General features: G+C 62.9%; 24 protein-coding genes and 1 tRNA gene. All 25 read right to left on the reverse strand.

The annotated features are described in order from the left end of the window. Positions 1-11 precede the first annotated feature (11 nt). Entirely contained in the window at positions 12-1,142 is a 1,131-nt protein-coding gene (locus AWB83_RS00080; RefSeq protein ID WP_087042228.1) for an acyl-CoA dehydrogenase family protein, read from the reverse strand. A 10-nt stretch (positions 1,143-1,152) separates the two neighbouring features. Beyond that, positions 1,153-2,349, reverse strand: a complete 1,197-nt coding sequence (locus AWB83_RS00085; protein WP_087042229.1) for an acyl-CoA dehydrogenase family protein — start codon at positions 2,347-2,349, stop codon at positions 1,153-1,155. Between the two features lie 56 nt (positions 2,350-2,405). Beyond that, positions 2,406-2,855 (reverse strand): DUF1178 family protein, encoded by a 450-nt coding sequence (locus tag AWB83_RS00090; RefSeq protein ID WP_087042230.1) that lies wholly within the window; start codon positions 2,853-2,855, stop codon positions 2,406-2,408. A 203-nt stretch (positions 2,856-3,058) separates the two neighbouring features. Further along, positions 3,059-3,670 (reverse strand): NUDIX domain-containing protein, encoded by a 612-nt coding sequence (locus AWB83_RS00095; protein ID WP_087042231.1) that lies wholly within the window; start codon positions 3,668-3,670, stop codon positions 3,059-3,061. A gap of 50 nt (positions 3,671-3,720) precedes the next feature. Continuing rightward, positions 3,721-4,041, reverse strand: a complete 321-nt coding sequence (locus AWB83_RS00100) for a DUF2818 family protein (RefSeq protein WP_087042232.1) — start codon at positions 4,039-4,041, stop codon at positions 3,721-3,723. After that, on the reverse strand, positions 4,041-5,513 hold the full coding sequence (nuoN, locus tag AWB83_RS00105) for an NADH-quinone oxidoreductase subunit NuoN (RefSeq protein WP_087042233.1): 1,473 nt from the start codon (positions 5,511-5,513) through the stop codon (positions 4,041-4,043). The genes AWB83_RS00100 and nuoN overlap by 1 nt, the downstream gene beginning before the upstream one ends. Before the next feature lie 25 nt (positions 5,514-5,538). After that, positions 5,539-7,038 carry an NADH-quinone oxidoreductase subunit M gene (locus tag AWB83_RS00110; RefSeq protein WP_087042234.1) on the reverse strand — a complete coding sequence of 500 codons (1,500 nt, stop codon included), beginning with the start codon at positions 7,036-7,038 and terminating at the stop codon, positions 5,539-5,541. Between the two features lie 13 nt (positions 7,039-7,051). Next, positions 7,052-9,118, reverse strand: coding sequence for an NADH-quinone oxidoreductase subunit L (nuoL, locus tag AWB83_RS00115; protein ID WP_087042235.1), 2,067 nt, complete (start codon positions 9,116-9,118; stop codon positions 7,052-7,054). A gap of 17 nt (positions 9,119-9,135) precedes the next feature. After that, positions 9,136-9,441: an NADH-quinone oxidoreductase subunit NuoK gene (gene nuoK / locus AWB83_RS00120; RefSeq protein ID WP_007588140.1), complete on the reverse strand. Its 306-nt coding sequence runs from the start codon at positions 9,439-9,441 to the stop codon at positions 9,136-9,138. Positions 9,442-9,461: 20 nt separating this feature from the next. Then, a complete protein-coding gene (locus tag AWB83_RS00125) occupies positions 9,462-10,151 on the reverse strand; it encodes an NADH-quinone oxidoreductase subunit J (RefSeq protein WP_087042236.1) in 690 nt (229 codons plus the stop codon). A gap of 174 nt (positions 10,152-10,325) precedes the next feature. Beyond that, positions 10,326-10,814 carry an NADH-quinone oxidoreductase subunit NuoI gene (nuoI, locus tag AWB83_RS00130; protein WP_050327022.1) on the reverse strand — a complete coding sequence of 163 codons (489 nt, stop codon included), beginning with the start codon at positions 10,812-10,814 and terminating at the stop codon, positions 10,326-10,328. 24 nt (positions 10,815-10,838) lie between these two features. Then, on the reverse strand, positions 10,839-11,903 hold the full coding sequence (gene nuoH, locus AWB83_RS00135; protein ID WP_087042237.1) for an NADH-quinone oxidoreductase subunit NuoH: 1,065 nt from the start codon (positions 11,901-11,903) through the stop codon (positions 10,839-10,841). A 2-nt stretch (positions 11,904-11,905) separates the two neighbouring features. Next, on the reverse strand, positions 11,906-14,245 hold the full coding sequence (nuoG, locus tag AWB83_RS00140; RefSeq protein WP_087042238.1) for an NADH-quinone oxidoreductase subunit NuoG: 2,340 nt from the start codon (positions 14,243-14,245) through the stop codon (positions 11,906-11,908). Between the two features lie 52 nt (positions 14,246-14,297). Then, on the reverse strand, positions 14,298-15,620 hold the full coding sequence (gene nuoF / locus AWB83_RS00145) for an NADH-quinone oxidoreductase subunit NuoF (protein ID WP_087042239.1): 1,323 nt from the start codon (positions 15,618-15,620) through the stop codon (positions 14,298-14,300). Beyond that, positions 15,617-16,102: an NADH-quinone oxidoreductase subunit NuoE gene (gene nuoE, locus AWB83_RS00150; RefSeq protein ID WP_087042240.1), complete on the reverse strand. Its 486-nt coding sequence runs from the start codon at positions 16,100-16,102 to the stop codon at positions 15,617-15,619. Before nuoE ends, nuoF begins: the two co-directional genes overlap by 4 nt. Positions 16,103-16,262: 160 nt before the next feature. Beyond that, a complete protein-coding gene (locus AWB83_RS00155; protein ID WP_087042241.1) occupies positions 16,263-17,516 on the reverse strand; it encodes an NADH-quinone oxidoreductase subunit D in 1,254 nt (417 codons plus the stop codon). A 9-nt stretch (positions 17,517-17,525) separates the two neighbouring features. After that, entirely contained in the window at positions 17,526-18,128 is a 603-nt protein-coding gene (locus AWB83_RS00160) for an NADH-quinone oxidoreductase subunit C (protein ID WP_087042242.1), read from the reverse strand. A gap of 20 nt (positions 18,129-18,148) precedes the next feature. Continuing rightward, entirely contained in the window at positions 18,149-18,628 is a 480-nt protein-coding gene (locus tag AWB83_RS00165; RefSeq protein ID WP_006052903.1) for a NuoB/complex I 20 kDa subunit family protein, read from the reverse strand. A gap of 61 nt (positions 18,629-18,689) precedes the next feature. Further along, entirely contained in the window at positions 18,690-19,049 is a 360-nt protein-coding gene (locus AWB83_RS00170; protein ID WP_041730499.1) for an NADH-quinone oxidoreductase subunit A, read from the reverse strand. A gap of 214 nt (positions 19,050-19,263) precedes the next feature. After that, positions 19,264-19,348, reverse strand: a tRNA-Leu gene (locus AWB83_RS00175). Positions 19,349-19,475: 127 nt separating this feature from the next. Then, complete coding sequence (secG, locus tag AWB83_RS00180) at positions 19,476-19,850, reverse strand: preprotein translocase subunit SecG (RefSeq protein ID WP_087042243.1); 375 nt, start codon at positions 19,848-19,850, stop codon at positions 19,476-19,478. A gap of 83 nt (positions 19,851-19,933) precedes the next feature. Beyond that, positions 19,934-20,707 carry a triose-phosphate isomerase gene (tpiA, locus tag AWB83_RS00185; protein WP_087042244.1) on the reverse strand — a complete coding sequence of 258 codons (774 nt, stop codon included), beginning with the start codon at positions 20,705-20,707 and terminating at the stop codon, positions 19,934-19,936. A gap of 181 nt (positions 20,708-20,888) precedes the next feature. After that, positions 20,889-21,905, reverse strand: a complete 1,017-nt coding sequence (locus tag AWB83_RS00190) for an NAD(P)H-quinone oxidoreductase (protein WP_087042245.1) — start codon at positions 21,903-21,905, stop codon at positions 20,889-20,891. A gap of 205 nt (positions 21,906-22,110) precedes the next feature. Then, positions 22,111-24,249, reverse strand: coding sequence for a polyribonucleotide nucleotidyltransferase (pnp, locus tag AWB83_RS00195; RefSeq protein WP_087042246.1), 2,139 nt, complete (start codon positions 24,247-24,249; stop codon positions 22,111-22,113). 336 nt (positions 24,250-24,585) lie between these two features. After that, the gene (rpsO, locus tag AWB83_RS00200) at positions 24,586-24,855 is read right to left on the reverse strand and encodes a 30S ribosomal protein S15 (RefSeq protein ID WP_087042247.1); all 270 of its coding nucleotides are present in this window, start codon (positions 24,853-24,855) and stop codon (positions 24,586-24,588) included. Positions 24,856-25,015 lie beyond the last annotated feature (160 nt).

Consider the following 25,015-nt stretch of genomic DNA (forward strand, 5'->3'; position numbering starts at 1 on the left):
CTCGATGAGCATCAGACTTCGGTGATGGAGAAAGCGGGAAGCGAGGCGAAGCGCGCGAGATGATGATCGACATCGCCGAGCGTCGTCTCGATGACCGACAGGCGCTTGAACCAGTGCGCAACGGGTAGTTCGTCGGTCATGCCCATGCCGCCGTGCAGCTGCACGGCCTGCTGACCGACGAAGCGCGCAGCCTGACCGACGCGCGCCTTCGCGGCGGAAATGGCCCGCGCACGCGTCGCGGCGTCGTCGCTCGCATGACGCGCGGCCGCCAGATATGTGATCGAGCGCGCCTGCTCGGTGTGGATCAGCATATCGACCATGCGATGCTGAAGCACCTGAAAGCGCGCGATCGGCATGCCGAACTGCTGCCGTTCCTTCGTGTATTCGACGGTCGCGCGATTGAGCGCATCGAGCGCGCCGAGCGCTTCCGCGCACAGCAGGAAGGTCGCGTAATCGGCGACCCGCTCCAGGGTCGCGGCGCCCGTGCCGCGGCCGTCGAGGCGCGTCGCGGGCGTCTTGTCGAAGACGAGCGTCGCGGCGCGTTGCCCGTCGATCGTGCGGTATTCGGTGATGCGCACGTTCGCCGCGTCTTTCCCGACGATGAACAGCGCCACTTCGCCGTCGAGGCGCGCGGGCACGATCCAATGGTCTGCTTGCGCGCCGTGCTGAACCATCGACTTCGTTCCTTCGAGGGTGAAGTGGTCGCCATCGCTGCTCGCGCTCGTGCGCAGATCGAAAAGATCGTAGCGGGCATGCGGCTCGTTGAACGCGACGGCCAGACGAATCTCGCCGCGCCCCGCGTGTTCGAGCAAATCGCCGGCGAATGCGCTGCCCCTCTCCGCGCCGAGCCGCAACGCTTCGATGCCCACCGCCGTCGCCCAATACGGCTCGACGACGAGTGCGCGCCCGAGCTCCTGCATCACGACGAGCATGTCGACCGGGCCGCCGTCGAAGCCGCCCTGCGCCTCCGGAACCGGTAGCGCCAGCAAACCGAGCTCGGCGAAGGCGCGCCAGTGCTTCCCGTCGACGCCCGCCTCCGATTTGACGATCTTCTGCCGCGCGTCGAACGCATATTCCTTGTCGAGATAGCGGCGCAGCGCATCGCGGAACTGCTGCTGTTCATCGCTGAAGGTGAAGTCCATGCGCCGCTCCTCAAAGTCCCAGAATCATCTGCGCGATGATGTTCTTTTGAATCTCGTTCGAGCCGCCGTAGATCGACGTCTTGCGGAAGTTGAAGTAGTACGCGGCGAGCGGCGCGGCATCGTCGTCGCCCGTCACGCTATGCGCGCGCTCGCCTTCGAGGAACGCGGGATCGAAGGCGGCGGCTTGCGGGCCGATCGCTTCGACCATCAGCTCGGTCAGCGCCTGCTGCACTTCGGTGCCCTTGATCTTCAGCATCGATGCTTCCGGGCCCGGGCCCTTGCCACCCGCTTCGCTCGCCACCACGCGCTGCACCGTCACTTCGAGCGCCATCAGTTCGATCTCGAGCGCGGCGACCTTCGCGGCGAAGAGCGGATCGTGCAGGAGCGGCTTGCCGCCCTTGCTGCGATCGAGCGCGAGGCGCTTCAGGAACAGCAACTCGCGCTTCGACTGCCCCACCCGCGCGATTCCGGTGCGCTCGTGCCCGAGCAGATACTTCGCATAGGTCCAGCCGCGATTCTCCTCGCCGACGAGATTCGCGACCGGTACTTCCACGTCCTCGAAGAAGACCTCGTTGACCTCGTGATCCTCATCGAGCGTGATGATCGGCCGCACGGTGATGCCAGGCGATTTCATGTCGATCAGAAGGAAGGAGATGCCCTCCTGCTTCTTGGCTTCGGGATCGGTGCGTACGAGGCAGAACATCATGTCGGCGTGCTGGCCGAGCGTGGTCCAGGTCTTCTGCCCGTTGACGATGTAGTGATCGCCGCGCCGTTCCGCGCGCGTGCGCAGCGACGCCAGATCGGAGCCTGAGCCCGGCTCCGAATAGCCCTGGCACCACCAGTCGGTGCCGTCGAGAATGCGCGGGAGATAGCGGGATTTTTGCCCGGCGCTGCCGTATTTCATCAGCACGGGCGCGACCATCGATACGCCGAAGGGCAGCACCATCGGCGCGCCGGCGCGCGCGCATTCCTCATCCCAGATATGGCGCTGCGTAGCGCTCCAGCCCGGGCCGCCATATTCCTTCGGCCACGCGACGGCCGACCAGCCGCGCGCGCCGAGCAGCCTGTGCCAGCTCGTGTAGTCGTCGCGCGTCAGGCGCTTGTGATCGAGGACTTTGTCGCGCAGCGCGCGCGGGAGATTGGCTTCGAGCCAAGTGCGGATGTCGGCGCGAAAAGCGTCGTCGGCGGGGGAATAGCTGAGGTCCATGCGCGGAGTCTCCTTTCATGGCTCATCCCGGAGCCAGGAGAGACGCCGCGCGAGAATTACTGCAGCGGCTCCTTCAATGCGTCCGGAAAAGGCAGCGGCATTACGTCGATCCCTTCTTCGAGCAAGGCGTGCGCGTCTTCGGGCGTCGTGACGCCGCGAATGCTGCGCGCCGGCGCTTCGTCATAGTGAATGCGCCTCGCTTCCTCGGCAAAACGCTCGCCCACATTCTCGGTCTTCTCGATCAGCTCGCGCATGAACTGCAGCGCGCGCGCCTGCAGCGCCGCCATCTCGGACGATGCCTTCGGCTGCGCGGCTTGCGGCGCCCCTTCGCCACGCGCGGATGACAGATTCAGGCGCGGTGCGGAGGGCATGCGGCTCACTTCCGTCGTGGAGCAGACCGGACATGCGACCAGCTTGCGCGACAACTGCGACTCGAACTCTTCGGTCGAGGCGAACCAGCCTTCGAACCGGTGTTCGTGCGAGCACTTTAAATCGAGGACCTTCATGCTGATGAGCTTCGTTGAAGTTTATCTCAAATTCCCGTTTTGTGAACGGTCGTTCGTAAAATCGGACGAGTAAGAATGATCTGCTGGACTAGCGAATCTATCATTCTAGCCGTTCGGCCGGCGCGACGCTTTTCGTGACCCTGAAACGACGAAGGCGGCCATCGAGGCCGCCTTCGCTGCGCATCCATTCGCCGTGACGCTGCTCAGAACCTCGTCGGTTCGCCGAGCTTCCATTCGCCTGAGCGAATCTTCTCCAGCCAGAACACGCCGATGATCGTCTTCACGTCGCTGATGCTGCCGTCCTTCACCCAGTCCATCAGTTGCGCCTGATCTGCAATGAAGGTTTCGAGGAACTCGCCTTCGTCGAGCTGCGCGTCGCCCGCGGTCAGGCCACGCGCGAGGTAAAGATCGATGAACTCCGTCGAATACGAAATCACCGGATGGATGCGCGTCAGAAAAGTCCATTCGCGCGCCGTATAGCCGGTCTCTTCCTGCAACTCGCGCCTGGCGCACGTCAGTTCGTCTTCGTTGGGATCGAGCTTGCCCGCGGGAAATTCGAGCAGCACGCGGCCCACCGGATAACGGAACTGGCGCTCGAGCAGCACGCGGCCGTCATCGAAGACGGGCAGGATCATCACCGCGCCGGGATGCTCGACGAACTCGCGCGTCGCGTGCTTGCCATCGGGCAATTCGACGGTATCCCGCTTGAGCGTGAGGAACTTGCCCTCGTGAAGCGTGACGCTTTCGACCTTCTTTTCGATGAGGCCGTCGTCGTTGCCGGGAATGCTGCGGGAACTGGAACGTTGATCTGCCATCTTGAGCCCTTTGCCTTGTGAGCAAACGAGCCGCTAACGGCGCGGAGCCGTCAGCGGCGTTTGACGAGATACTGATACGTGAAGCCCGGAAACGCGAACACCACGAAGAGACTGAAGGTGACGGCATAGAACTGCCATCCCTGATCGAAGCGGTTGCCCGCGCGCGCTTCGAGCATGAAGCCGAGCGCGCCGACCACGAAGTAGAGAACGATGAGCTCGCCGATCCGGATCCACGCGCTCTTCTTCGCCGCCCTGCGCCCCGCCGGCTCGGCGAGGCGCAGCGGCACGACCGCGAAGAGGCGCTGATTCAGGAACGGCACGTTGGCGCTGACGAGCGCCAACAGCACGATGAACCAGCCTGCCGCCGACATTACAGCGGCAGCGTATGCGAGATCGCTTGCAGGCATGCCGACATCAGCGGACCCGGCACCAGGCCGAGCACCAGCACGGCGAGGCCGTTGAACGCCAGCAGCGAGCGGTTCAGACCGCCGGCGACGATCGGCGATGCGTCCTGCGGCGCATCGAAGTACATCAGCTTCACGACGCGCAGGTAGTAGAACGCGCCCACGAGCGAGGTCATGACGGCGAGCACGGCGAGCCATGTGAGGCCGGCGTTCATCGTCGCTTCGAGCACGGCGAGCTTCGCATAGAAACCGACCGTCGGCGGGATGCCGGCGAGCGAGAACATCATGACCATCATGACGAACGCGAACACCGGGCTACGCTGGTTCAGGCCCTTGAAGTCCTCGAGCATTTCGGCTTCGAAGTCGCGGCGCGCGAGCAGCATCACCACGCCGAAGGTGCCGAGCGTCGTCACGAGATAGATGATGCTGTAGAACATCGCCGAGCTGTAGGCGCCCGCCGCGCCCGTCACCTTGCCGTCGACCACGCCCGCGAGCAGGCCGAGCAGCACGAAGCCCATGTTGGAGATGGCCGAGTAAGCCAGCATCCGCTTGATGTTCTTCTGCACGATACCGGTGATGTTGCCGACGATGAGCGAGAGCGCCGCGAGAATCACCAGCATCTCCTGCCAGTCCACCGCGAACGGCAGCAGGCCCATCACCAGGAAGCGCAGACCCCACGCGAACGCCGCGACCTTCGGGCCGCCGCCGGTGAGCAGCGTCATCGCGGTCGGTGCGCCTTGGTAGACGTCCGGCACCCACATGTGGAACGGCACCGCGCCCATCTTGAACGCCACGCCCGCGACGACGAAAATCACGCCAAAGAGCACCACCGCGTCGTTGATGCGGCCCGAAGCCACCGCCTTCAGCACTTCGTTCAGTTCGAGCGAGCCGGTCGCGCCGTAGAGCATCGAGATGCCGTAGAGCAGGAAGCCGGACGCGAGCGCGCCGAGCACGTAGTACTTCATCGCCGATTCGTTCGCCTGCGGCGCGTCCTTGCGCAGCGCGATGACCGCGTACAGCGACAGCGACATCAGCTCGAGGCCAAGGTACAGCGTGAGGAAGTTGTTGCCCGAGATCATCACGCACTGGCCGAGCAGCGAGAACAGGCCAAGCAGGAAGAAGTCACCGCGGAACAGGTCGCGGTCTTCCAGATACTTCTTCGAGTAGATGATCGACACCGCGTAGCCGAGGCACACCACCGCCTTCATCGCGCTCGCGAACGGATCGACGATATACATGCGCGTGAAGAAGTAATGCGGCGTCGGATCGAGCGCCGTGAAGGCGAACCACACGCCGACGACGACCGTCGAGACGAGCGCGATCAGATACGTCGTGCGACGGCTCGACGGGCCGAAAATCGTGTCGTTCAGCCAGGCCACGACGACCGCGGCCATCAGGATCGCGTCGGGCCACAGGATACTCATAGGGGCGTTTTGCATGGTCTTTTAATTCCTCCGCACGACGTTACTGAGCCAGCGGCAGCTTGGACTGCGCGACGTGGGAGAGCAGGTTTGCCACGGATGCGTGCATCACGTCGGTGAAGGGCTTCGGATACAGACCCATGTACAGCGTGAACAGCGCGAGGATGGCGAGCATCAGGAATTCGCGCTTGTTGATGTCCGCGAGCTTCGCGACGTGATCGTTCGCGACCGCGCCGAAGTATACGCGCTTGTACATCCACAGCGTATAGGCCGCGCCGAGGATCAGCGTGAACGTGGCGAGGAAGGCAATCCAGAAGTTGTACTTCACCGCCGCCAGAATCACCATGAATTCGCCGACGAAACCCGAGGTGCCCGGCAAGCCGCAGTTGGCCATCGCGAAGAGCATCGCGAACGCGGCGAACTTCGGCATGGTGTTCACGACACCGCCGTAATCCGCGATCTGACGCGAGTGGACGCGGTCATACAGCACGCCGATGGAAAGGAACATCGCGCCCGAGATGAAACCGTGCGAGATCATCTGGATGATCGCGCCTTCCATGCCGAGCTGGCTCGACGGCCCGAACATGAAGAAACCGAGCGTGACGAAGCCCATGTGCGCGATCGACGAATACGCGACGAGCTTCTTCATGTCGGCCTGCACCATCGCGACCAGACCGATGTAGATCACCGCGATCAGCGACAGCGTGATGACCACGGGCGCGAGGAAATGGCTCGCGTCCGGCGCGATCGGCAGCGAGAAGCGCAGGAAACCGTATGCGCCCAGCTTCAGCATGATCGCCGCCAGCACGACCGAGCCGCCCGTCGGCGCTTCCACGTGCGCATCGGGCAACCACGTGTGCACCGGCCACATCGGCACCTTCACGGCGAACGCGAGGAAGAACGCGATGAAGAGCAGCACCTGCGGCGTCATGTCGAGCTTTGCGGCCTGCCACGTCGCGAGGTCGAAGGTGTGCGTCTGCGTGTAGAGGTAGAGCAGCGCGACCAGCATCAGCAGCGAGCCGGCCAGCGTGTACAGGAAGAACTTGAACGCCGCGTACACGCGATTCGGGCCGCCCCACACGCCGATGATGATGTACATCGGAATGAGCGTGGCCTCGAAGAACACGTAGAACAGCAGGCCGTCCGCCGTCGAGAAGACGCCGATCATGATGCCCGAGAGGATCAGGAACGCGGCCATGTACTGCGACACGCGCTCGGTGATCACTTCCCAGCCGGCGATCACGACGATCACCGTGATGAGCGCGGTCAGCACGACGAACCACATCGAGATGCCGTCGATGCCGAGGTGATACGTGATGTTGAAGCGCTCGATCCAGTTCGACTGCTCGACGAACTGCAGCGCGGCCGTCGACGTATCGAAGCCGGTGATGAGCGGAATCGTGACGATCAGCCCGAGTACCGAGCCGATCAGCGCGATCCAGCGCGCGGGCGCCGGGTTTTGGTCATTACCTACAGCCAGGACCAGGAGACCGAAGATGATCGGCAGCCAGATCGCGACACTGAGAATCGGAAAAGAGTGCATAGGATCCCTCGCCTTATTTGCCGCCGAGCGTCACAAACAGGGTCAAGAGCCCCAACATGCCGATAATCATGGCGAACGCGTAGTGATAGATATAACCGGATTGAAGGAAGCGGATCACGCCGGCGAACCAGCCCATGAACCGCGCACTGCCGTTGACGATGCCGTCGATGACGACCACATCGCCCTCTTTCCAGAGGCCTCGGCCGATGGCGACCGCGCCCTTCGCGAAAACGACCTCGTTGATCTTGTCGCAGTAGTACTTGTTGTCGAGCAGCACGTAGATCGGGCGGAACGTCCGCGCGACGACCGCCGGCAGATCCGGGCGCTTCATGTAGAAGAACCATGCGACGATCACGCCGAGCGCCGCGAGCCACACCGGCCCCGGCGTGATGATGCCGTGCACCGCCATCGCGACCCAGCCGTGGAACTCCTCGGCCATTTCCTTCAGGCCTTCGTGGTTCTCGCCGATGAAGATCACCTTGTCGAACGCCACGCCGTGCGCGAAGAAGTCGCCGTAGATCATCGGGCCAATCATGATCGCACCGATGATGACCGACGGAATCGCGAGCAGCACGAGCGGCAGCGTCACCACCCACGGGCTTTCATGCGGAATGTGCGGGCCATGACCGTGGTCATCGTGATGGCCGTGCGTGTCATGACCGTGGCCGTGCGCTTCGGCCTGGCCCATCGGCGAGTCGGGATGCTTCGGATCGCGGAAGCGCTCCTTGCCGTGGAACACCATGAAATACATGCGGAACGAGTACAGCGCCGTGACGAATACGCTCGCCACCACCGCGAAATACGCGAAACCCGAGCCCGCCAGGTGCGAGTACTTGACCGCCTCGATGATCGAATCCTTCGAGTAGAAACCCGAGAAGAACGGCGTGCCGATCAGCGCGAGCGAGCCGATCAGCGACGTGATCCACGTGACCGGCATGTACTTCGCGAGACCGCCCATGTTGCGCATGTCCTGGTCGTGGTGCATGCCGATGATGACCGAGCCCGCGCCGAGGAACAGCAGCGCCTTGAAGAACGCGTGCGTGCCGAGGTGGAACACCGCGACCGGATACGCCGATACGCCGAGCGCGACCGTCATGTAGCCGAGCTGCGAGAGCGTCGAGTACGCGACCACGCGCTTGATATCGTTCTGCACGACGCCGAGGAAGCCCATGAAGAGCGCCGTGATCGCGCCGATGACGGTCACGAACGAGAGCGCCGCATCCGAGTGCTCGAAGAGCGGCGACATGCGCGTCACCATGAAGATGCCGGCCGTCACCATGGTCGCCGCGTGAATCAGCGCGGAGATCGGCGTCGGGCCTTCCATCGAGTCAGGCAGCCAGACGTGCAGCGGGAACTGCGCCGACTTGCCCATCGCGCCGATGAACAGGCAAATGCAGGCGACCGTCAGCAGGCCCCATTGCGTGCCCGGGAAGGTCATCGTCGCGAGTTTGTCGCCCTGCGCGAACACGTCGCCATAGTTCAGCGAGCCTGCGAACGCGAGCAGCAGACCGATGCCGAGCAGGAAGCCGAAGTCGCCCACGCGGTTCACGATGAACGCCTTCAGGTTCGCGTAGATCGCGCTTTCACGCGTGAAGTAGAAGCCGATCAGCAGATACGACACGAGACCCACCGCTTCCCAGCCGAAGAACAGCTGCAGGAAGTTGTTGCTCATGACGAGCATCAGCATCGAGAACGTGAACAGCGAGATGTACGAGAAGAAGCGCTCGTAACCGACTTCCTCGTCCGCCATGTAGCCGATCGTGTAGATGTGCACCATCAGCGAGACGAAGGTCACGATGACCATCATCATCGCCGTGAGCGAGTCGACCAGGAAGCCGACTTCCATCTTGAGCGAGCCGACGTTCATCCATTCGTAGACGGTCGCGTTGAAGCTCGCGCCGTGCAGCACGTCGTTGAAGACGATCGCCGAAAGGATGAACGAGATGAAGACGCCGAGGATCGTCACGCGATGCGAGCCCTTGCGTCCTACCGCCTTCCCGAAGAGCCCCGCGATCAGCGAGCCCGCAAGCGGCGCCAGCGGAACCGCGAGCAGGAGGTTTTCATTGAGTGTCGTGGACATAACAGCCTAGCCTGAAATTAACCTTTGAGCTGATCGAGGTCCTCGACGTTGATCGTGTCGAGGCTACGGAACAGGGTCACGAGAATCGCGAGACCGATCGCTGCCTCGGCGGCGGCCACGGTCAGCACGAAGAACACGAAGATCTGGCCGTGCACGTCGCCCAGATAGTGCGAGAACGCGACGAAATTGGTGTTCACCGCGAGCAGCATCAATTCGATGGCCATCAGGATGATGATGACGTTGCGGCGGTTCAGGAAGATGCCGACGATGCTGATCGCAAAGAGGATCGCGCCGAGCACGAGGTAATGGGCAAGACTCAACATATTCGTTTTCTCCTTCGCGCTCAGCCCTTGTTGTCGACCGTGCCCGCGCCGATGTTGCCGGTCACCGCGGGTTCCGTGGAGGCGTCGGGCGCTTCTTTCTCCGCCTGCATCTTCACGAGGCGCACACGGTCCGAGGCCCGCACCTTGACTTGCTGACTGACGGTTTGCGTCTTCTTGTCCTTCTTGTCGCGGATCGTGAGCGAGATCGCCGCGATGATGGCGACGAGCAGCACGAGGCCGGCGATTTCGAACGCGAAGATGTAGTCCGTGTAGATGACCTTGCCGATCAGTTGCGTATTCGGCATCAGCGCCGCGCCGGAGACGCCCGCGCCGGCCGACGCATCGCGCAGCGGCGTGGTCGTGGCGCCATAGCCGTGCCACAGGATCAGCGCGGTCTCGATCACGATGATCGCGCCGACGATGCTCGCGAGCGGCACGAAGCGCTTGAAATCCCGGCGCAGGACATCAATGTTGATGTCGAGCATCATCACGACGAAGAGGAACAGCACCATCACGGCGCCGACATACACGAGAACCAGCAGGATCGCGAGGAATTCGGCTTGCAGCAGCATCCAGATCGCGGCCGCGTTGAAGAACGAGAGCACGAGAAACAGCGCGGATGACACCGGGTTGCGCGAGGTGATCACCTTCAGCGCCGACACGGTCAGCAACAGCGCGAAGATATAGAACAGTACGGTTGTGAATTCCATGATTACCGGTTCATCGTTAGGCCATCATCAGGCATGGTGTGTCGGCGCTCGTGGCTTGCTCTTCCGTTGAACGGACAGAACACGACCCCGGCGCGCGCCGCAGTGTGCCAAACAGCAACATCAAATTCGCTCGAGCTCGATGCCGGAACGCATGGTTCAGGCATCGAGCTCATATCAACGATACGGGGCGTCCGCCGCCTTCGACGCGGCGATTTCCTTCTCGTAACGGTCGCCCACCGCAAGCAGCATGTCCTTGGTGAAATACAGGTCGCCGCGCTTTTCGCCGTGATATTCGAGGATGTGCGTTTCGACGATCGAATCGACCGGGCAGCTCTCCTCGCAGAAACCGCAGAAGATGCACTTGGTCAGGTCGATGTCGTAGCGCGTCGTGCGACGGGTGTTGTCCGCGCGCGTTTCCGATTCGATCGTGATCGCCATCGCCGGGCACACCGCTTCGCACAGCTTGCAGGCGATGCAGCGCTCTTCGCCATTCTCGTAACGGCGCAGCGCGTGCAGGCCGCGGAAGCGCGGGGAGATCGGGGTCTTTTCTTCCGGGAACTGCACCGTGATCTTGCGCTGGAACGTGTAACGCCCCGTCAGCGCCAGACCCTTCAGCAGCTCGGTCAGGAAGAAGGTCTTAAAGAAGTTCTGAATTGCGTTCATGATGGTTTCGTCCGCTCGTTCCCGTTACTTCCAGATGTTGAGCGGCGACATGATCCAGAAGCCGACAACGACCACCCACACCACCGACACCGGCAGGAACACCTTCCAGCCGAGACGCATGATCTGGTCATAGCGGTAACGCGGGAAGGTCGCGCGCGCCCAGATGAAGACCGACAGCAGCAGGAAAACCTTGAAGACGAACCAGAATACGCCGGGAATGAACGACAGGAAGCCGAACGGCGCATCCCAGCCGCCGAGGAACAGCGTCGCCGCGATCGCGGAGATCACGATCATGTTGATGTACTCGGCGAGGAAGAACAGCGCGAACGCCATGCCGGAGTAGTCGATCATGTGGCCCGCGACGATTTCCGATTCCCCTTCCACCACGTCGAACGGGTGACGGTTCGTTTCGGCGATGCCCGAGATGAAGTACACGACGAACATCGGCAGGAGCGGCAGCCAGTTCCACGACAGGAAGTTGATGCCCCAGCCCGCGAACATGCCGCGCTGCTGCGAGTGCACGATGTCCGACATGTTGAGCGTGCCGGCGACCATCAGCACCACGACGAGCGCGAAGCCCATCGAGATTTCGTAGGACACCATCTGCGCCGCCGCGCGCATCGCGCCGAGGAACGCGTACTTCGAGTTCGACGCCCATCCGGCGAGAATCACACCGTACACGCCGATCGACGAGATCGCCATGATGTAGAGCAGACCCGCGTTGATGTTGCCGAGCACCGCCTGCGCCTGGAACGGAATGACGGCCCACACGGCGAACGCCGGCACCACCGTCATGATCGGCGCGATCACGTAGATCCACTTGCTCGCCTGCGTCGGCTGAATGACTTCCTTCAGCAGGAGCTTCAGGACGTCCGCGATCGGCTGCAACAGACCAGCCGGGCCGACGCGGTTCGGGCCGAGACGCACGTGCATCCAGCCAATGAGCTTGCGTTCCCAGAGAATCAGGTACGCCACGCACAGCAGGATGACCACCGAAACCACCAGGATGCGGACCAGCGCCCACACCGTCGGCCACGCGACGCCCAGAAGCTGCGTGCCGCCCGCGTTGATCGTATCGAACAAGCCCATTTTTACGCCTTCTCCACTACCAGTTCACCGAACAGGCCGCCGAGCGCGGCGCCAGCCGTCGTGCCCGCCGATACGCGGACCACCGATTCCGCGAGATTCGCATCGCGGACCGCGGGCAGCGTCACCGACAGATTGCCTTGCTTGATACGCACCGCTTCGCCGTCCTTCAGGCCGAGCTTGTCGAAGAGCGCGGTCGGCAGACCGGCCACGTTCGCGTCGCGGGCAGCCGCCGTCAGATGCAGCGACGGCGCGCGGCGCACGAGCGCATCGGCGTGATAGATCGGCACATCGGCGAGACGTTGCAGGCCGCTGCCGTTCAGCACGACGTTCGATGCGGCGCGCGTGGCTTGCACCGTCGTCTGGTTCGACAGACGCGGGCTCAGATCGCCGGTGCCGAGCGCCGCGACGCGCACTTCTTCCGTCGCGTCGTACTCGAAGCCCGGCAAGCCGAGGATCGTGCCCAGCACGCGCAGCACCTTCCAGCCCGGACGCGTGTCGCCCAGCGCGCGCACGACGCCGTTGAACGCCTGCGCCGTGCCTTCCGCGTTGACGAACGTGCCCGACGTTTCCGTGAACGGCGCGATCGGCAGCAGGACGTCGGCGTAGTCCATGCCGTGCCTGAACGGCGACATCACGACGACCATTTCCGCTGCCTTGAGCGCGGCGATGGCTTGCGTCGGGTTGGCCGTATCGAATTCCGGTTCTACGTTCAGCAGCAGGTAACCCTTGCGCGGCTGCTCGAACACTTCGCGTGCGTTGAGACCGCCCTCGCCCGGCAATGCGCCGACGAGATACGCGCCGACCGAGTTCGCGCCTTCCGTGAGGAAGCCGAGCGTGGCGCCGGTGGTGTCGGCGATCCATTGGGCCGCCGCCTGAATCTGCGCGAAATCCGGATGCTGAACCGCGACGTTGCCGAGCAGCACGACGCGCTTCTCGCCCGCCGACAGCGATGCCGCGACGTCCTTCGCCGCAGCCGACACTTCGCGCCCCGCGAATGCGTCCGGCAGCGCGATGCCGCGCGCTTCCGAAACCGCCGCCGCGATGCCCGCAAGCTGGTCGAGCCACGCGGAAGGCGCGGCGACCAGACGATGCGCGGTCGGGATCAGCGAGTCGTCGTTGCTGGCGTTGAGGAACGTGATCTTCGCGCCGTTCTTCGCCGCCTGACGCAGACGCGCCGCAAACAGCGGATGATCGCGGCGCAGGAACGAGCCGATCACGAAGGCCGTGTCGACGGTCGACAGATCGGCGATCTTCGTGCCGAGCCACGGCGCGCCGACGCCCACCGGCGCCGAGAAATCGCTCTGGCGCAGACGGAAATCGACGTTCGGCGTGCCGACGCCTTCCGCCAGTTGCTTGAGCAGATACAGTTCCTCGACCGTGCTATGCGGCGTGGCCAGTGCGGCGATGGCATTCGCGCCATGATCCGCCTTGATGCCCTTCAGACCCTTCGCGACGTATTCGAGCGCGGTCTGCCAGTCGGTCTCGATCCACTTGCCGCCCTGCTTGAGCATCGGCTTGGCGAGACGCTCGTCGCTGTTCAGGCCTTCGTAGGAGAAGCGGTCCTTGTCCGAGATCCAGCATTCGTTGATGGCTTCGTTCTCCATCGGCAGAACGCGCATCACGCGATTGTTCTTCACTTGCACGACGAGATTCGCGCCGACGGAATCGTGCGGGCTCACCGACTTGCGGCGCGACAGTTCCCACGTCCGCGCGCTGTAGCGGAACGGCTTGCTCGTCAACGCGCCGACCGGACACAGGTCGATCATGTTGCCCGACAGTTCCGAGTCGACGGTCTTGCCGACGAACGACGTGATCTCCGAATGCTCGCCGCGGCCCAGCATGCCGAGCTCCATCACGCCGGCGATTTCCTGGCCGAAGCGCACGCAGCGCGTGCAATGGATGCAGCGCGACATCTCTTCCATCGAGATGAGCGGACCCACGTTCTTGTGGAACACCACGCGCTTTTCTTCGCTATAGCGCGACTGCGACTTGCCGTAGCCGACGGCCAGATCCTGCAGCTGGCACTCGCCGCCCTGATCGCAGATCGGGCAATCGAGCGGGTGGTTGATCAGCAGGAATTCCATCACCGACTGCTGGGCCTTCACGGCCTTGTCGGAGGTGGTGCGCACGATCATGCCCGCGGACACGGGCGTGGCGCAGGCGGGGACGGCCTTCGGCATCTTCTCGACTTCGACGAGGCACATCCGGCAGTTCGCCGCGATCGACAGCTTCTTGTGATAGCAGAAGTGAGGAATGTACGTATCGACCTTATGCGCAGCCTGGATCACCATGCTGCCTTCGGGCACCTCGACCGTCTTGCCGTCAATTTCTAGTTCAACCATGATGGGGAATGGTCCTCAACCTCTTATCTCGCGCATCTGACTGCGCGCCTGATTACGCGGTAAGCGCTTCGGACGGCGCGTGATGCGCATGCCCGCCGACGAGACAATGCTTGTGCTCGACGTGATATTCGAATTCGTCCCAGAAGTGCTTGAGCATGCCGCGCACGGGCATCGCCGCCGCATCGCCCAAGGCGCAGATCGTGCGGCCCATGATGTTCTCGGCGACCGAATTCAGGAGATCCAGATCTTCCTTGCGGCCGAGACCATGCTCGATGCGATGCACCACGCGATACAGCCAGCCCGTGCCCTCGCGGCATGGCGTGCACTGACCGCACGACTCTTCATAGTAGAAGTACGACAGGCGCAGCAGCGAGCGCACCATGCAGCGCGTCTCGTTCATCACGATGACCGCGCCCGAACCGAGCATCGAGCCCTGCTTGGCGATCGAATCATAGTCCATGTCGGTTGCGAGCATCGCTTCGCCCGGCACGACCGGCGCCGACGAGCCGCCAGGAATCACCGCCTTGACCGACTTGCCGCGCACGCCGCCTGCCAGCTCCATCAGCGTCGAGAAGGGTGTGCCGAGCGGAATCTCGTAGTTACCCGGGCGATTGACGTCGCCCGACACCGAGAAGATCTTCGTGCCGCCGTTGTTCGGCTTGCCGAGCTCGAGATAATTCTGCGGACCGATTTCCAGCAGGAACGGCACGGCCGCGAAGGTCTCGGTGTTGTTGATGGTGGTCGGCTTGCCGTACACGCCGAAGCTCGCCGGGAATGGCGGCTTGAAGCGCGGCTGACCCTTCTTGCCTTCCAGCGATTCGAGCAGCGCCGTCTCTTCGCCGCAGATATACGCGCCGTAACCGTGGTGCGCATAGAGCTCGAATGAGAAGCCGGAGCCGAGAATGTTCGCGCCGAGATAGCCGGCCGCGCGCGCTTCTTCGAGCGCCGCTTCGAACACTTTGTAGACTTCGAAAATCTCGCCGTGGATGTAGTTGTAGCCGACGGTGATGCCCATCGCGTATGCGCCGATGGCCATGCCTTCGATCAGCGCGTGCGGGTTCCAGCGCAGGATGTCGCGATCCTTGAACGTGCCCGGCTCGCCCTCGTCCGAGTTGCAGACGAGATACTTCTGGCCCGGGAACTGACGCGGCATGAAGCTCCACTTCAGGCCGGTCGGAAAGCCCGCGCCGCCACGGCCGCGCAGACCCGACGCCTTCACGTCGGCGATCACCTGCTCGGCCGGAATCTTTTCTTCCAGGATGCGGCGCAGTTGCTTATAGCCGCCGCGCGCGACGTAATCTTCGAGATGCCAGTTCTCGCCGTTCAGCCCGGCAAGGATCAGCGGCTTGATGTGACGATCGTGGAGTGACGTCATTTCGAAAGTTCCTCGATCAACTGGTCGATCTTCTCGCGGCTCATGAAGCTGCACATGCGATGGTTGTTCACGAGCAGAACGGGCGCGTCGCCGCACGCGCCGAAGCACTCGCCTTCCTTCAGCGTGAACTTGCCATCCGCCGTGGTCTCGCCGAAATCGATTCCAAGCTTCTGCTTGAGATATTCGGCGGCGCTGTCCGAACCGCCGTCCGGACCGAGCTGGCAAGGCAGGTTCGTGCAGAGCGTGATCTTGTGCTTACCGACCGGCTTCAGGTTATACATCGTGTAGAACGTCGCGACTTCCTGCACGGCGACCGGCGGCATGCTCAGATAGTCGGCCACGAACTGCATGAGTTCGGGCGAGAGCCATCCATGCTCTTCCTGAGCGACAGCCAGCGCGGCCATCACCGCCGACTGCTTTTGCTCGGCCGGATACTTCGCGACCGCACGATCGATTTCTTTCAGGCCTTCAGCTGAGATCATTTTGAGACACGACTCTTTCAATTCCTACCGAACGAAAACCTGCCGCACTTTTCGTTGCGGCAGACCTGGCGTCCTGCGGTTTCCTGTTGTTGCTTCCGCGCTTCCTGCACGACGGCCATGATGAACACGACGCGCAGGCGGCCCAACCGGGATCAGGGGATCAGCGATCGATCTCGCCGAACACGATGTCTTGCGTACCGATGATCGTCACGGCGTCGGCGATCATGTGGCCTCGCGCCATTTCGTCGAGCGCCGCGAGGTGCGCATAGCCCGGCGCGCGAATCTTCAGGCGATACGGCTTGTTCGCGCCGTCCGAGATCAGATAGATGCCGAACTCGCCCTTCGGATGCTCCACTGCCGCGTACGTTTCGCCTTCCGGCACGTGGAAGCCTTCGGTGAAGAGCTTGAAATGGTGAATCAGCTCTTCCATGTTGCTCTTCATGCCGACGCGCGACGGCGGCGCAACCTTGTGATTATCGATCATCACAGGGCCGGGATTCTTGCGCAGCCACGCAATGCACTGTTTGGCGATGCGGGTCGACTGGCGCATTTCCTCGACGCGCACCAGATAGCGGTCGTAGCAGTCGCCGTTCACGCCGACCGGGATATCGAAGTCGAGCTGATCGTAGACTTCGTACGGCTGCTTCTTGCGCAAATCCCACTCGATGCCCGAGCCGCGCAGCATCGCGCCGGAGAGACCCATCTGCAACGCGCGCTCCGGGCTCACCACGCCGATGCCCACGAGACGCTGCTTCCAGATGCGGTTGTCGGTGAGCAGCGTTTCGTACTCGTCGACATGACCCGGGAAGCGGTTGAAGAAGTCCTCGATGAAGTCCAGCAACGAGCCCTGGCGGTTCTCGTTCATCCTGTCGAGCGCCTTCGCGTTGCGGATCTTGGATGCCTTGTATTGCGGCATCGCGTCCGGCAGATCGCGATAGACGCCGCCCGGACGATAGTACGCCGCGTGCATGCGCGCACCGGACACCGCCTCGTAGACGTCCATCAGGTCTTCGCGCTCGCGGAACGCGTAGAGGAACACCGCCATCGCGCCGACGTCGAGCGCGTGCGAGCCGATCCACATCAGGTGATTCAGGACGCGCGTGATTTCGTCGAACAGCACGCGGATGTACTTCGCGCGGATCGGCACATCGATGCCGAGCAGCTTTTCGATGGCCATCACATAGCCGTGTTCGTTGACCATCATCGACACATAGTCGAGACGGTCCATGTACGGCACCGACTGAATGAAGGTCTTGGTTTCGGCCAGCTTCTCGGTCGCGCGATGCAGCAGTCCGATGTGCGGGTCGGCGCGCTGGATCACTTCGCCGTCGAGCTCGAGCACGAGGCGCAGCACGCCGTGCGCTGCCGGGTGCTGCGGGCCGAAGTTCAGCGTGTAGTTCTTGATCTCTGCCATGGCGTTCTCTTAATGTTTCAGACCGCCATAGCGATCTTCGCGAATCACGCGCGGCGTGATTTCGCGCGGTTCGATCGTCACAGGCTGATACACGACGCGCTTCTCTTCCGGGTCGTAGCGCATTTCCACGTAGCCGGAAACCGGGAAGTCCTTGCGGAACGGATGGCCGATGAAGCCATAGTCCGTGAGAATACGGCGCAGGTCGGGATGGCCTTCGAACACGATGCCGTAGAGGTCGAACGCTTCGCGCTCGTACCAGTTCGCCGACGTCCAGATGTCGACCACCGACGGGACGATGGGCACTTCGTCGTCCGGCGCGAACACGCGCACGCGCACGCGCCAGTTGTTCGAGATCGAAAGAAGGTGACTGACGGCCGCGAAACGCGGGCCGTCGTAGACGCCGTCGCCGTAGGTCGAATAATCGACGCCGGCCAGGTCCATGAGCTGCTCGAAGCGCAGCGACGGGTCGTCGCGCAACTGCTTGCAGACTTCCAGATAATTCGCCGCCTTGACGACGACCGTCACTTGCCCAAGCGACTCCGTAACGCTCTGAAGACGGTCGCCAAACGCCGTCTCGAGGTTCGCTTTGAGGGTCTCGAGTTTGCTTGCCATAGTTGGGGAGACTCAGGCCCTTACTGACGGGCGATGGTGTTGGTGCGGCGAATCTTCGCCTGCAACTGGATCACGCCGTAGACCAGGGCTTCGGCGGTCGGGGGACAACCGGGGACATAGACGTCGACCGGCACGATCCGGTCGCAACCACGCACGACGGAATACGAATAGTGGTAGTAGCCGCCGCCGTTGGCGCACGAGCCCATCGAGATGACCCAGCGCGGCTCGGCCATCTGGTCGTACACCTTACGAAGCGCGGGCGCCATCTTGTTGCACAGCGTGCCGGCGACGATCATCACATCGGACTGACGCGGGCTCGGGCGGAACACCACGCCGAAACGGTCCAGGTCGTAGCGGGCGGCGCCCGCATGCATCATCTCGACCGCGCAGCACGCGAGACCGAACGTCATCGGCCACAGGGAACCGGTACGCGTCCAGTTGATCAGCTTGTCAGCCGTGGTGGTGACAAAGCCTTCCTTCAAGACCCCTTCGATACTCATTTGTTTTCCACTCCAGATGAGCAGCCAGCCAAAGCCGCCCATGAATCCGGTGATCTAACTGTCATTCCCAGTCGAGCCCGCCCTTTCTCCAGATGTAGGCGAAACCGAGCAAAAATTCGAGCAGAAAAATCATCATTGCGATGAAGCCCGGCCAGCCGATATCGCGCAGGGAAACACCCCACGGGAACAGGAACGCCGTCTCAAGATCGAAAATGATGAAAAGAATCGCGACGAGATAGTAACGCACATCGAACTTCATACGCGCGTCTTCGAAGGCCTCGAAGCCGCACTCGTACGGCGCGTTCTTTTCGGTGTCGGGCTTGTTGGGACCGAGGATCTTGCCGATACTGACCAACGCTATACCTAAACCAAGGCCCACCACAAGAAACAAGAAGACGGGGTAATAGGGTGCGAGGTTCAAGGCTATCCTCAGATCGGTAGATGTGGTCTGTTATTGATTGGAGCGCTTCAGCCAGGACGGACCACCCGGCGGGAGATTCACTTGGGACCGCTCACGATATCAGCGCACTGTGACAACCACTACGGCGCTGTCGATGCTGCTTTGAAAACGTAAGGGTACTCCAGAAGTGACAATGCCAGCCGAAGCGATGCATGCGGCTGGCATTGGATAACTTTGGTGCCGACGGCGAGACTCGAACTCGCACAGCTTTCGCCACTACCCCCTCAAGATAGCGTGTCTACCAATTTCACCACGTCGGCACTGTACTGCAATCCGGGAAAACTACTTCTTAATTGCCGCGAATCGCTTCAAGACTTGAATTATAACTGGGCCCTACGAATTGTTCAACGCACAAAATGCAAATTTTGCGAAAAATTTGTTCCGGCGTTATTTGGGCACGTCGGCGCCCGGCGCGGACGAAACGACCGGCGCGGAAGCAGGCGCCGCAGCCGCGGATGCGGCCGCGGCCGGCGCGGATGCCGGCACCGGCGCGTTACCCAGAACGCCCGCCGAAGCCTGCGGCCTGTAGCTTCCGAGGTAGGTCAGGGCCAGCGTCGTGATGAAGAAGATCGCGGCGAGAACTGCAGTCGTGCGCGACAGAAAGTTGGCCGAGCCGGTTGCGCCGAAGAGGCTGCCCGATGCGCCGCTGCCGAACGCCGCGCCCATGTCCGCGCCCTTGCCATGCTGCAGGAGCACGAGCCCGATGACGCCCAGCGCCGACAACAACTGAACGACGATAATCAAAGTCTTCAAATACAGCATTTCAACTCACCTGGTTCCTGATATTTCCGCGACACCTTCGTGTCGCGATGTGCTCTTCCCGTCCTGCCCTGCCCGCTCGCCGCTCAATGCAACACGGTTTGCGCAGCCTGACAGATCGCCAGAAAATCCTTCGACTTCAGCGACGCGCCGCCGATCAGCCCGCCGTCGATGTCGCGTTGTGCGAACAATTCCTGCGCGTTGTCCGGCTTCACGCTGCCGCCGTACAGCAGCGGCACGTTTGCCACCGTCGCACCCTTTTCCAGAAGCTTGCGGCGCAGGAATGCATGGACGTCCTGCGCCTGCCCGGGACGCGCGGTCTTGCCGGTGCCGATCGCCCAGACCGGCTCGTATGCGACCACGATGCCCGCCGCCTGCTCTTCCGTCAGCATGAGCAATACGGCGTCGAGTTGCGTGCCGATGATCTGCTCGGTCGCGCCGGACTCGCGCTCCTCGAGCGTCTCGCCGACGCAGACGATCGGCGTGAGTCCCGCTTCGATCGCGCGCCGCGCTTTCGCCGCGACGAGTTCCGGGCTTTCGCGATGATACGCGCGCCGCTCCGAGTGCCCGACGATCGCGTAGGTCACGCCGAAATCGGCCGCCATTTCCGCCGCGACTTCGCCGGTGTACGCGCCGCCCAAATGCGCCGACACGTCCTGAATGCCCCACCGCACGACCGAGCCGCTCAACAGCGCCTGCGATTGCGCGAGGTACGGACACGGCACGCACACGCCCACGCGCACGTCCTTCTGCAAAGCCGATGCCCCCGCGGCGACTTCGGTCAGCAAGGCCGCGTTCTCGTTGATGCGACCGTGCATCTTCCAGTTGCCCACCACCAGTTTCGCTCGTTCTCTGGACATATGTCTCGTCAGTCGGCGGGGGCTTGTCTCGTCATGAGCCAGCCGCCCTGTAATTGGAATGAATCCGTCACGAACTGCAGACCGCTTGCAAAACAGGCGATTTTACTGTGTTCGGACGAAACCGGTCAAACCGCCAAAAGCGGGTCGCAACGCCGAAACGCTGCAAGCCCGCCAAGGCCACTCATGCATGCTCGCGCCAGTCGAGCACGATCTTGCCGACATGCGTGCTGCTTTCCATGAGCGCATGCGCGGCCGCCGCCTCGTGCGCCGGGAAAACCTGGTGAATCACCGGCTTGATGCGGCCCGCCTCGATTTCCGGCCAGACGCGCTCCTTCAGCTTGGCCGCGAGCTTCGCCTTGAACGCGACCGGACGCGGCCGCAACGTCGAGCCGGTGATCACGAGCCGGCGCCGCAACACGTCGTTCAGGTTGATCTCCGCCTTCGCCCCGCCGAGCAGCGCGATCACGCAGATACGTCCGCCGTCGGCCAGCGCCTTCAGCTCGCGCTGCAGGTAGTCGCCCGCGACCATGTCGAGAATCACGTCGACGCCGCGATCGTTCGTCAGCGACTTCACCACTTCGACGAAATCCTCGGTCTTGTAGTTGATCGCCCGCTCCGCGCCGAGCGCCTCGCACGCGCGGCACTTTTCGTCGGTTCCGGCCGTCGCGAACACGCGAAAGCCGAGCGCGCGCGCGATCTGGATCGCCGTCACGCCGATGCCGCTCGAACCACCCTGCACGAGCAGTGTCTCTTCCTCGCCGTTCTCGCCCGCGCCCAGCTGTCCGCGCTCGAAGACATTGCTCCACACGGTGAAGAACGTCTCGGGCAACGAAGCCGCTTCGATATCCGACAGGCCCTTGGGCACCGGCAGGCACTGCTCGAGCGGCGCCACCGCGTACTCGGCATATCCGCCGCCCGCGAGCAGCGCACACACGCGATCGCCTTTTTTCAGGCCGAACGGGTTGTGCTTCGGATCGAAATCGCCGTCGACGATCTCGCCCGCGACCTCCAGCCCCGGCAGGTCCGAGGCGCCCGGCGGCGGCGCATAGGCGCCCTTGCGCTGAAACACGTCCGGGCGGTTCACGCCCGAAGCCGCCACCTTGATGAGCACTTCGTTCTTGCCCGGCGTGGGCTGCGGGCGCTCGCCGAGCTTCAACACTTCGGGCGCGCCAAACTCGGTGATTTCGATGGCCTTCATATCCTCTCCCCAGAATTCGCTTACCGCGCTCGGATGGGTTCGAACCGGATGACACTGTGCGCGCCGAAGCAATCCGTGCTCCACGATGCGCACACACACACTGGCATCGAGTCCGACGACGCGTCCGACAATGCCTAGCCGAACGAGCGTCATACAAGAAAACGGCCGGCTCGCATAAGCGGCCGGCCGTCCATACATTACCGCATTACTGCTGCGGATGCGTGGGCTCCGCCTGCTGCGCGCCTTCGTTCAGGAGCGCCTTCGCCGACAGACGCACGCGGCCCTTCTCGTCCGTCTGGATGACCTTGACCTTCACGATCTGGCCTTCCTTCAGGTAGTCGTTGATGTCCTTCACGCGCTCGTTGACGATTTCCGAGATGTGCAGGAGACCGTCCTTGCCCGGCAGGATGTTCACGATCGCGCCGAAGTCGAGCAGCTTGAGCACCGGGCCTTCGTAGACCTGGCCCACTTCCACTTCCGCCGTGATGTTCTCGATGCGCTTCTTCGCCTCGGCCATGCCTTCCGCGCTCGTGCTCGCGATCGTCACGACGCCGTCGTCCGAAATGTCGATGGTCGTGCCGGTTTCTTCCGTCAGCGCGCGGATCACCGAACCGCCCTTGCCGATCACGTCGCGGATCTTCTCCGGATTGATCTTGATGGTGATCATGCGCGGCGCGTAGTCGGACAGCTCCGTGTTCGTGTGCGGCACCGCGGCGGTCATCTTGCCGAGGATGTGCATGCGGCCTTCCTTCGCCTGCGCGAGCGCGACCTGCATGATTTCCTTCGTGATGCCCTGGATCTTGATGTCCATCTGCAGCGCCGTGACGCCTTGCGCCGTGCCGGCCACCTTGAAGTCCATGTCGCCCAGGTGATCTTCGTCGCCGAGGATGTCGGTCAGAACCGCGAACTTGTTGCCTTCGAGGATCAGGCCCATTGCGATGCCCGCGACGTGCGCCTTCATCGGCACGCCGGCGTCCATCAGCGCAAGGCAGCCGCCGCAGACCGAAGCCATCGACGACGAACCGTTCGATTCCGTGATTTCCGACACGACGCGGATCGAGTAGCCGAACTCGTCGGCGCTCGGCAGGCACGCGACCAGCGCCCGCTTCGCCAGACGGCCGTGGCCGATTTCGCGGCGCTTCGGCGAGCCGACGCGGCCCGTTTCGCCCGTCGCGAACGGCGGCATGTTGTAGTGGAGCATGAAGCGCTCGCGGTATTCGCCTTCGAGCGCGTCGATGTTTTGCTCATCGCCCTTGGTGCCGAGCGTCGCGACGACGAGCGCCTGCGTTTCGCCGCGCGTGAACAGCGCCGAGCCGTGCGTGCGCGGCAACACGCCCGTGCGGATTTCGATCGGGCGCACCGTGCGGGTGTCGCGGCCGTCGATGCGCGGCTCGCCGTTCAGGATCTGCGAGCGGACGATCTTCGCCTCGATGTCGAACAGCACGTTGCCGATGGTCGCGTTGTCCGGCGCCGTCGTGCCGGAGGCGGCGGCGTCTTCCTGGAGCTTCGCCGAGGTCGCCGCGTACACTTCCTTCAGCTTGGTCGAACGTGCCTGCTTGTTGCGCAGCTGGTAAGCCGCTTCGAGTTCCGGCTTGGCGATTTCCGTCACGCGCGCGATCAGCGCTTCGTTCTTCGGCGCCGGCTGCCAGTCCCACTCGGGCTTGCCGCCGTCGCGAACGAGCTCATGGATCGCGTCGATGGCGGTCTGCATCTGCTCGTGGCCGAACACGACCGCGCCGAGCATCGTTTCTTCCGAAAGCTGCTGCGCTTCGGATTCGACCATCAGCACCGCGCGCTCCGTGCCCGCGACCACGAGGTCGAGCGCCGATTCCTTCATCTGCGCGCGCGTCGGGTTGAGCACGTACTCGTTGTTGATGTAGGCGACGCGCGCCGCGCCGACCGGACCGTTGAACGGCAGGCCCGACACCGCGAGCGCGGCGGATGCGCCGATGAGCGCGGGAATGTCGGCCGGAATGTCCGGATTCAGCGACAGGACGTGGATCACGACCTGCACTTCGTTATAGAAGCCTTCCGGGAAGAGCGGACGGAGCGGTCGGTCGATCAGGCGCGAGATGAGCGTTTCGCCTTCCGACGGACGGCCTTCGCGACGGAAGAAGCCGCCCGGGATCTTGCCGGCGGCGTAGGTCTTTTCGAGGTAGTCGACCGTCAGCGGGAAAAAATCCTGGCCCGGCTTGGCGGTCTTCGCGCCGACGACGGTCGCGAGCACGACGGTGTCTTCGACGTCGACGATCACCGCGCCGCTAGCCTGACGCGCCATCTCACCCGTTTCCAGGCGGACGTTGTGCTGTCCCCACTTAAATTCTTTGACGATTTTATTGAACATTACGACTCCTTCTACGTTGCGCCGCGCCGCTCGGTCTGGCGCTGGCGGGGCGGTCCGGAGCCACGCGTAAGAGGTGTGTTATGCCATTCCAGCGCGACGCACGCGCCTGCGCCGCGCTGGAATGACACAAAGCTCTGCCGCGAGGCTGGACCGAGTGTGGAACCGGACGATTGCATCCGGGTAAAGCAACGAACTGCCGAAACTGCCGACTACGACGTGCCGACCGCCGGAAACACGATCGGGCACCACTTCACGGCCGAAGCGTACAAAAACAAAGTGCCTGTATCAGCGGACTGACACAGGCACTTCGTTGGAACGCTGGCCGCTTGGCGCCAATTACTTGCGCAGACCCAGCTTCTCGATCAGCGAGCGATAACGATCCGCATCCTTGCCCTTCAGGTAGTCGAGCAGCTTGCGACGGCGGCTCACCATGCGCAGCAGACCGCGGCGGCTGTGGTGATCCTTCGAGTGCGACTTGAAGTGGATGGTCAGCTCGTTGATGCGGCTCGTCAGCAGTGCGACTTGCACTTCGGGGGAGCCGGTGTCGTTGGCGCCGCGCGCGTATTCTGCGACGATGTCGGACTTCTTGATTTCTGCTACGGACATTTGCTTTTCCTTTAAAACGAACAGGCGGTCACGGAAGAAAGGCCGTGCCGTGGGTTACGCATTTGAGTTGCACATCAGATTTCGTTTTCGGCAGCGCCGGAAAGCCGCAAGATTCGGATTTCACGGATTACGCCAAAAGCGAAGCGGAGAGTATAGCACA

The sequence above is a fragment of the Caballeronia ptereochthonis genome (assembly GCF_001545075.1).
In the GTDB taxonomy this organism is placed as follows: domain Bacteria; phylum Pseudomonadota; class Gammaproteobacteria; order Burkholderiales; family Burkholderiaceae; genus Caballeronia; species Caballeronia ptereochthonis.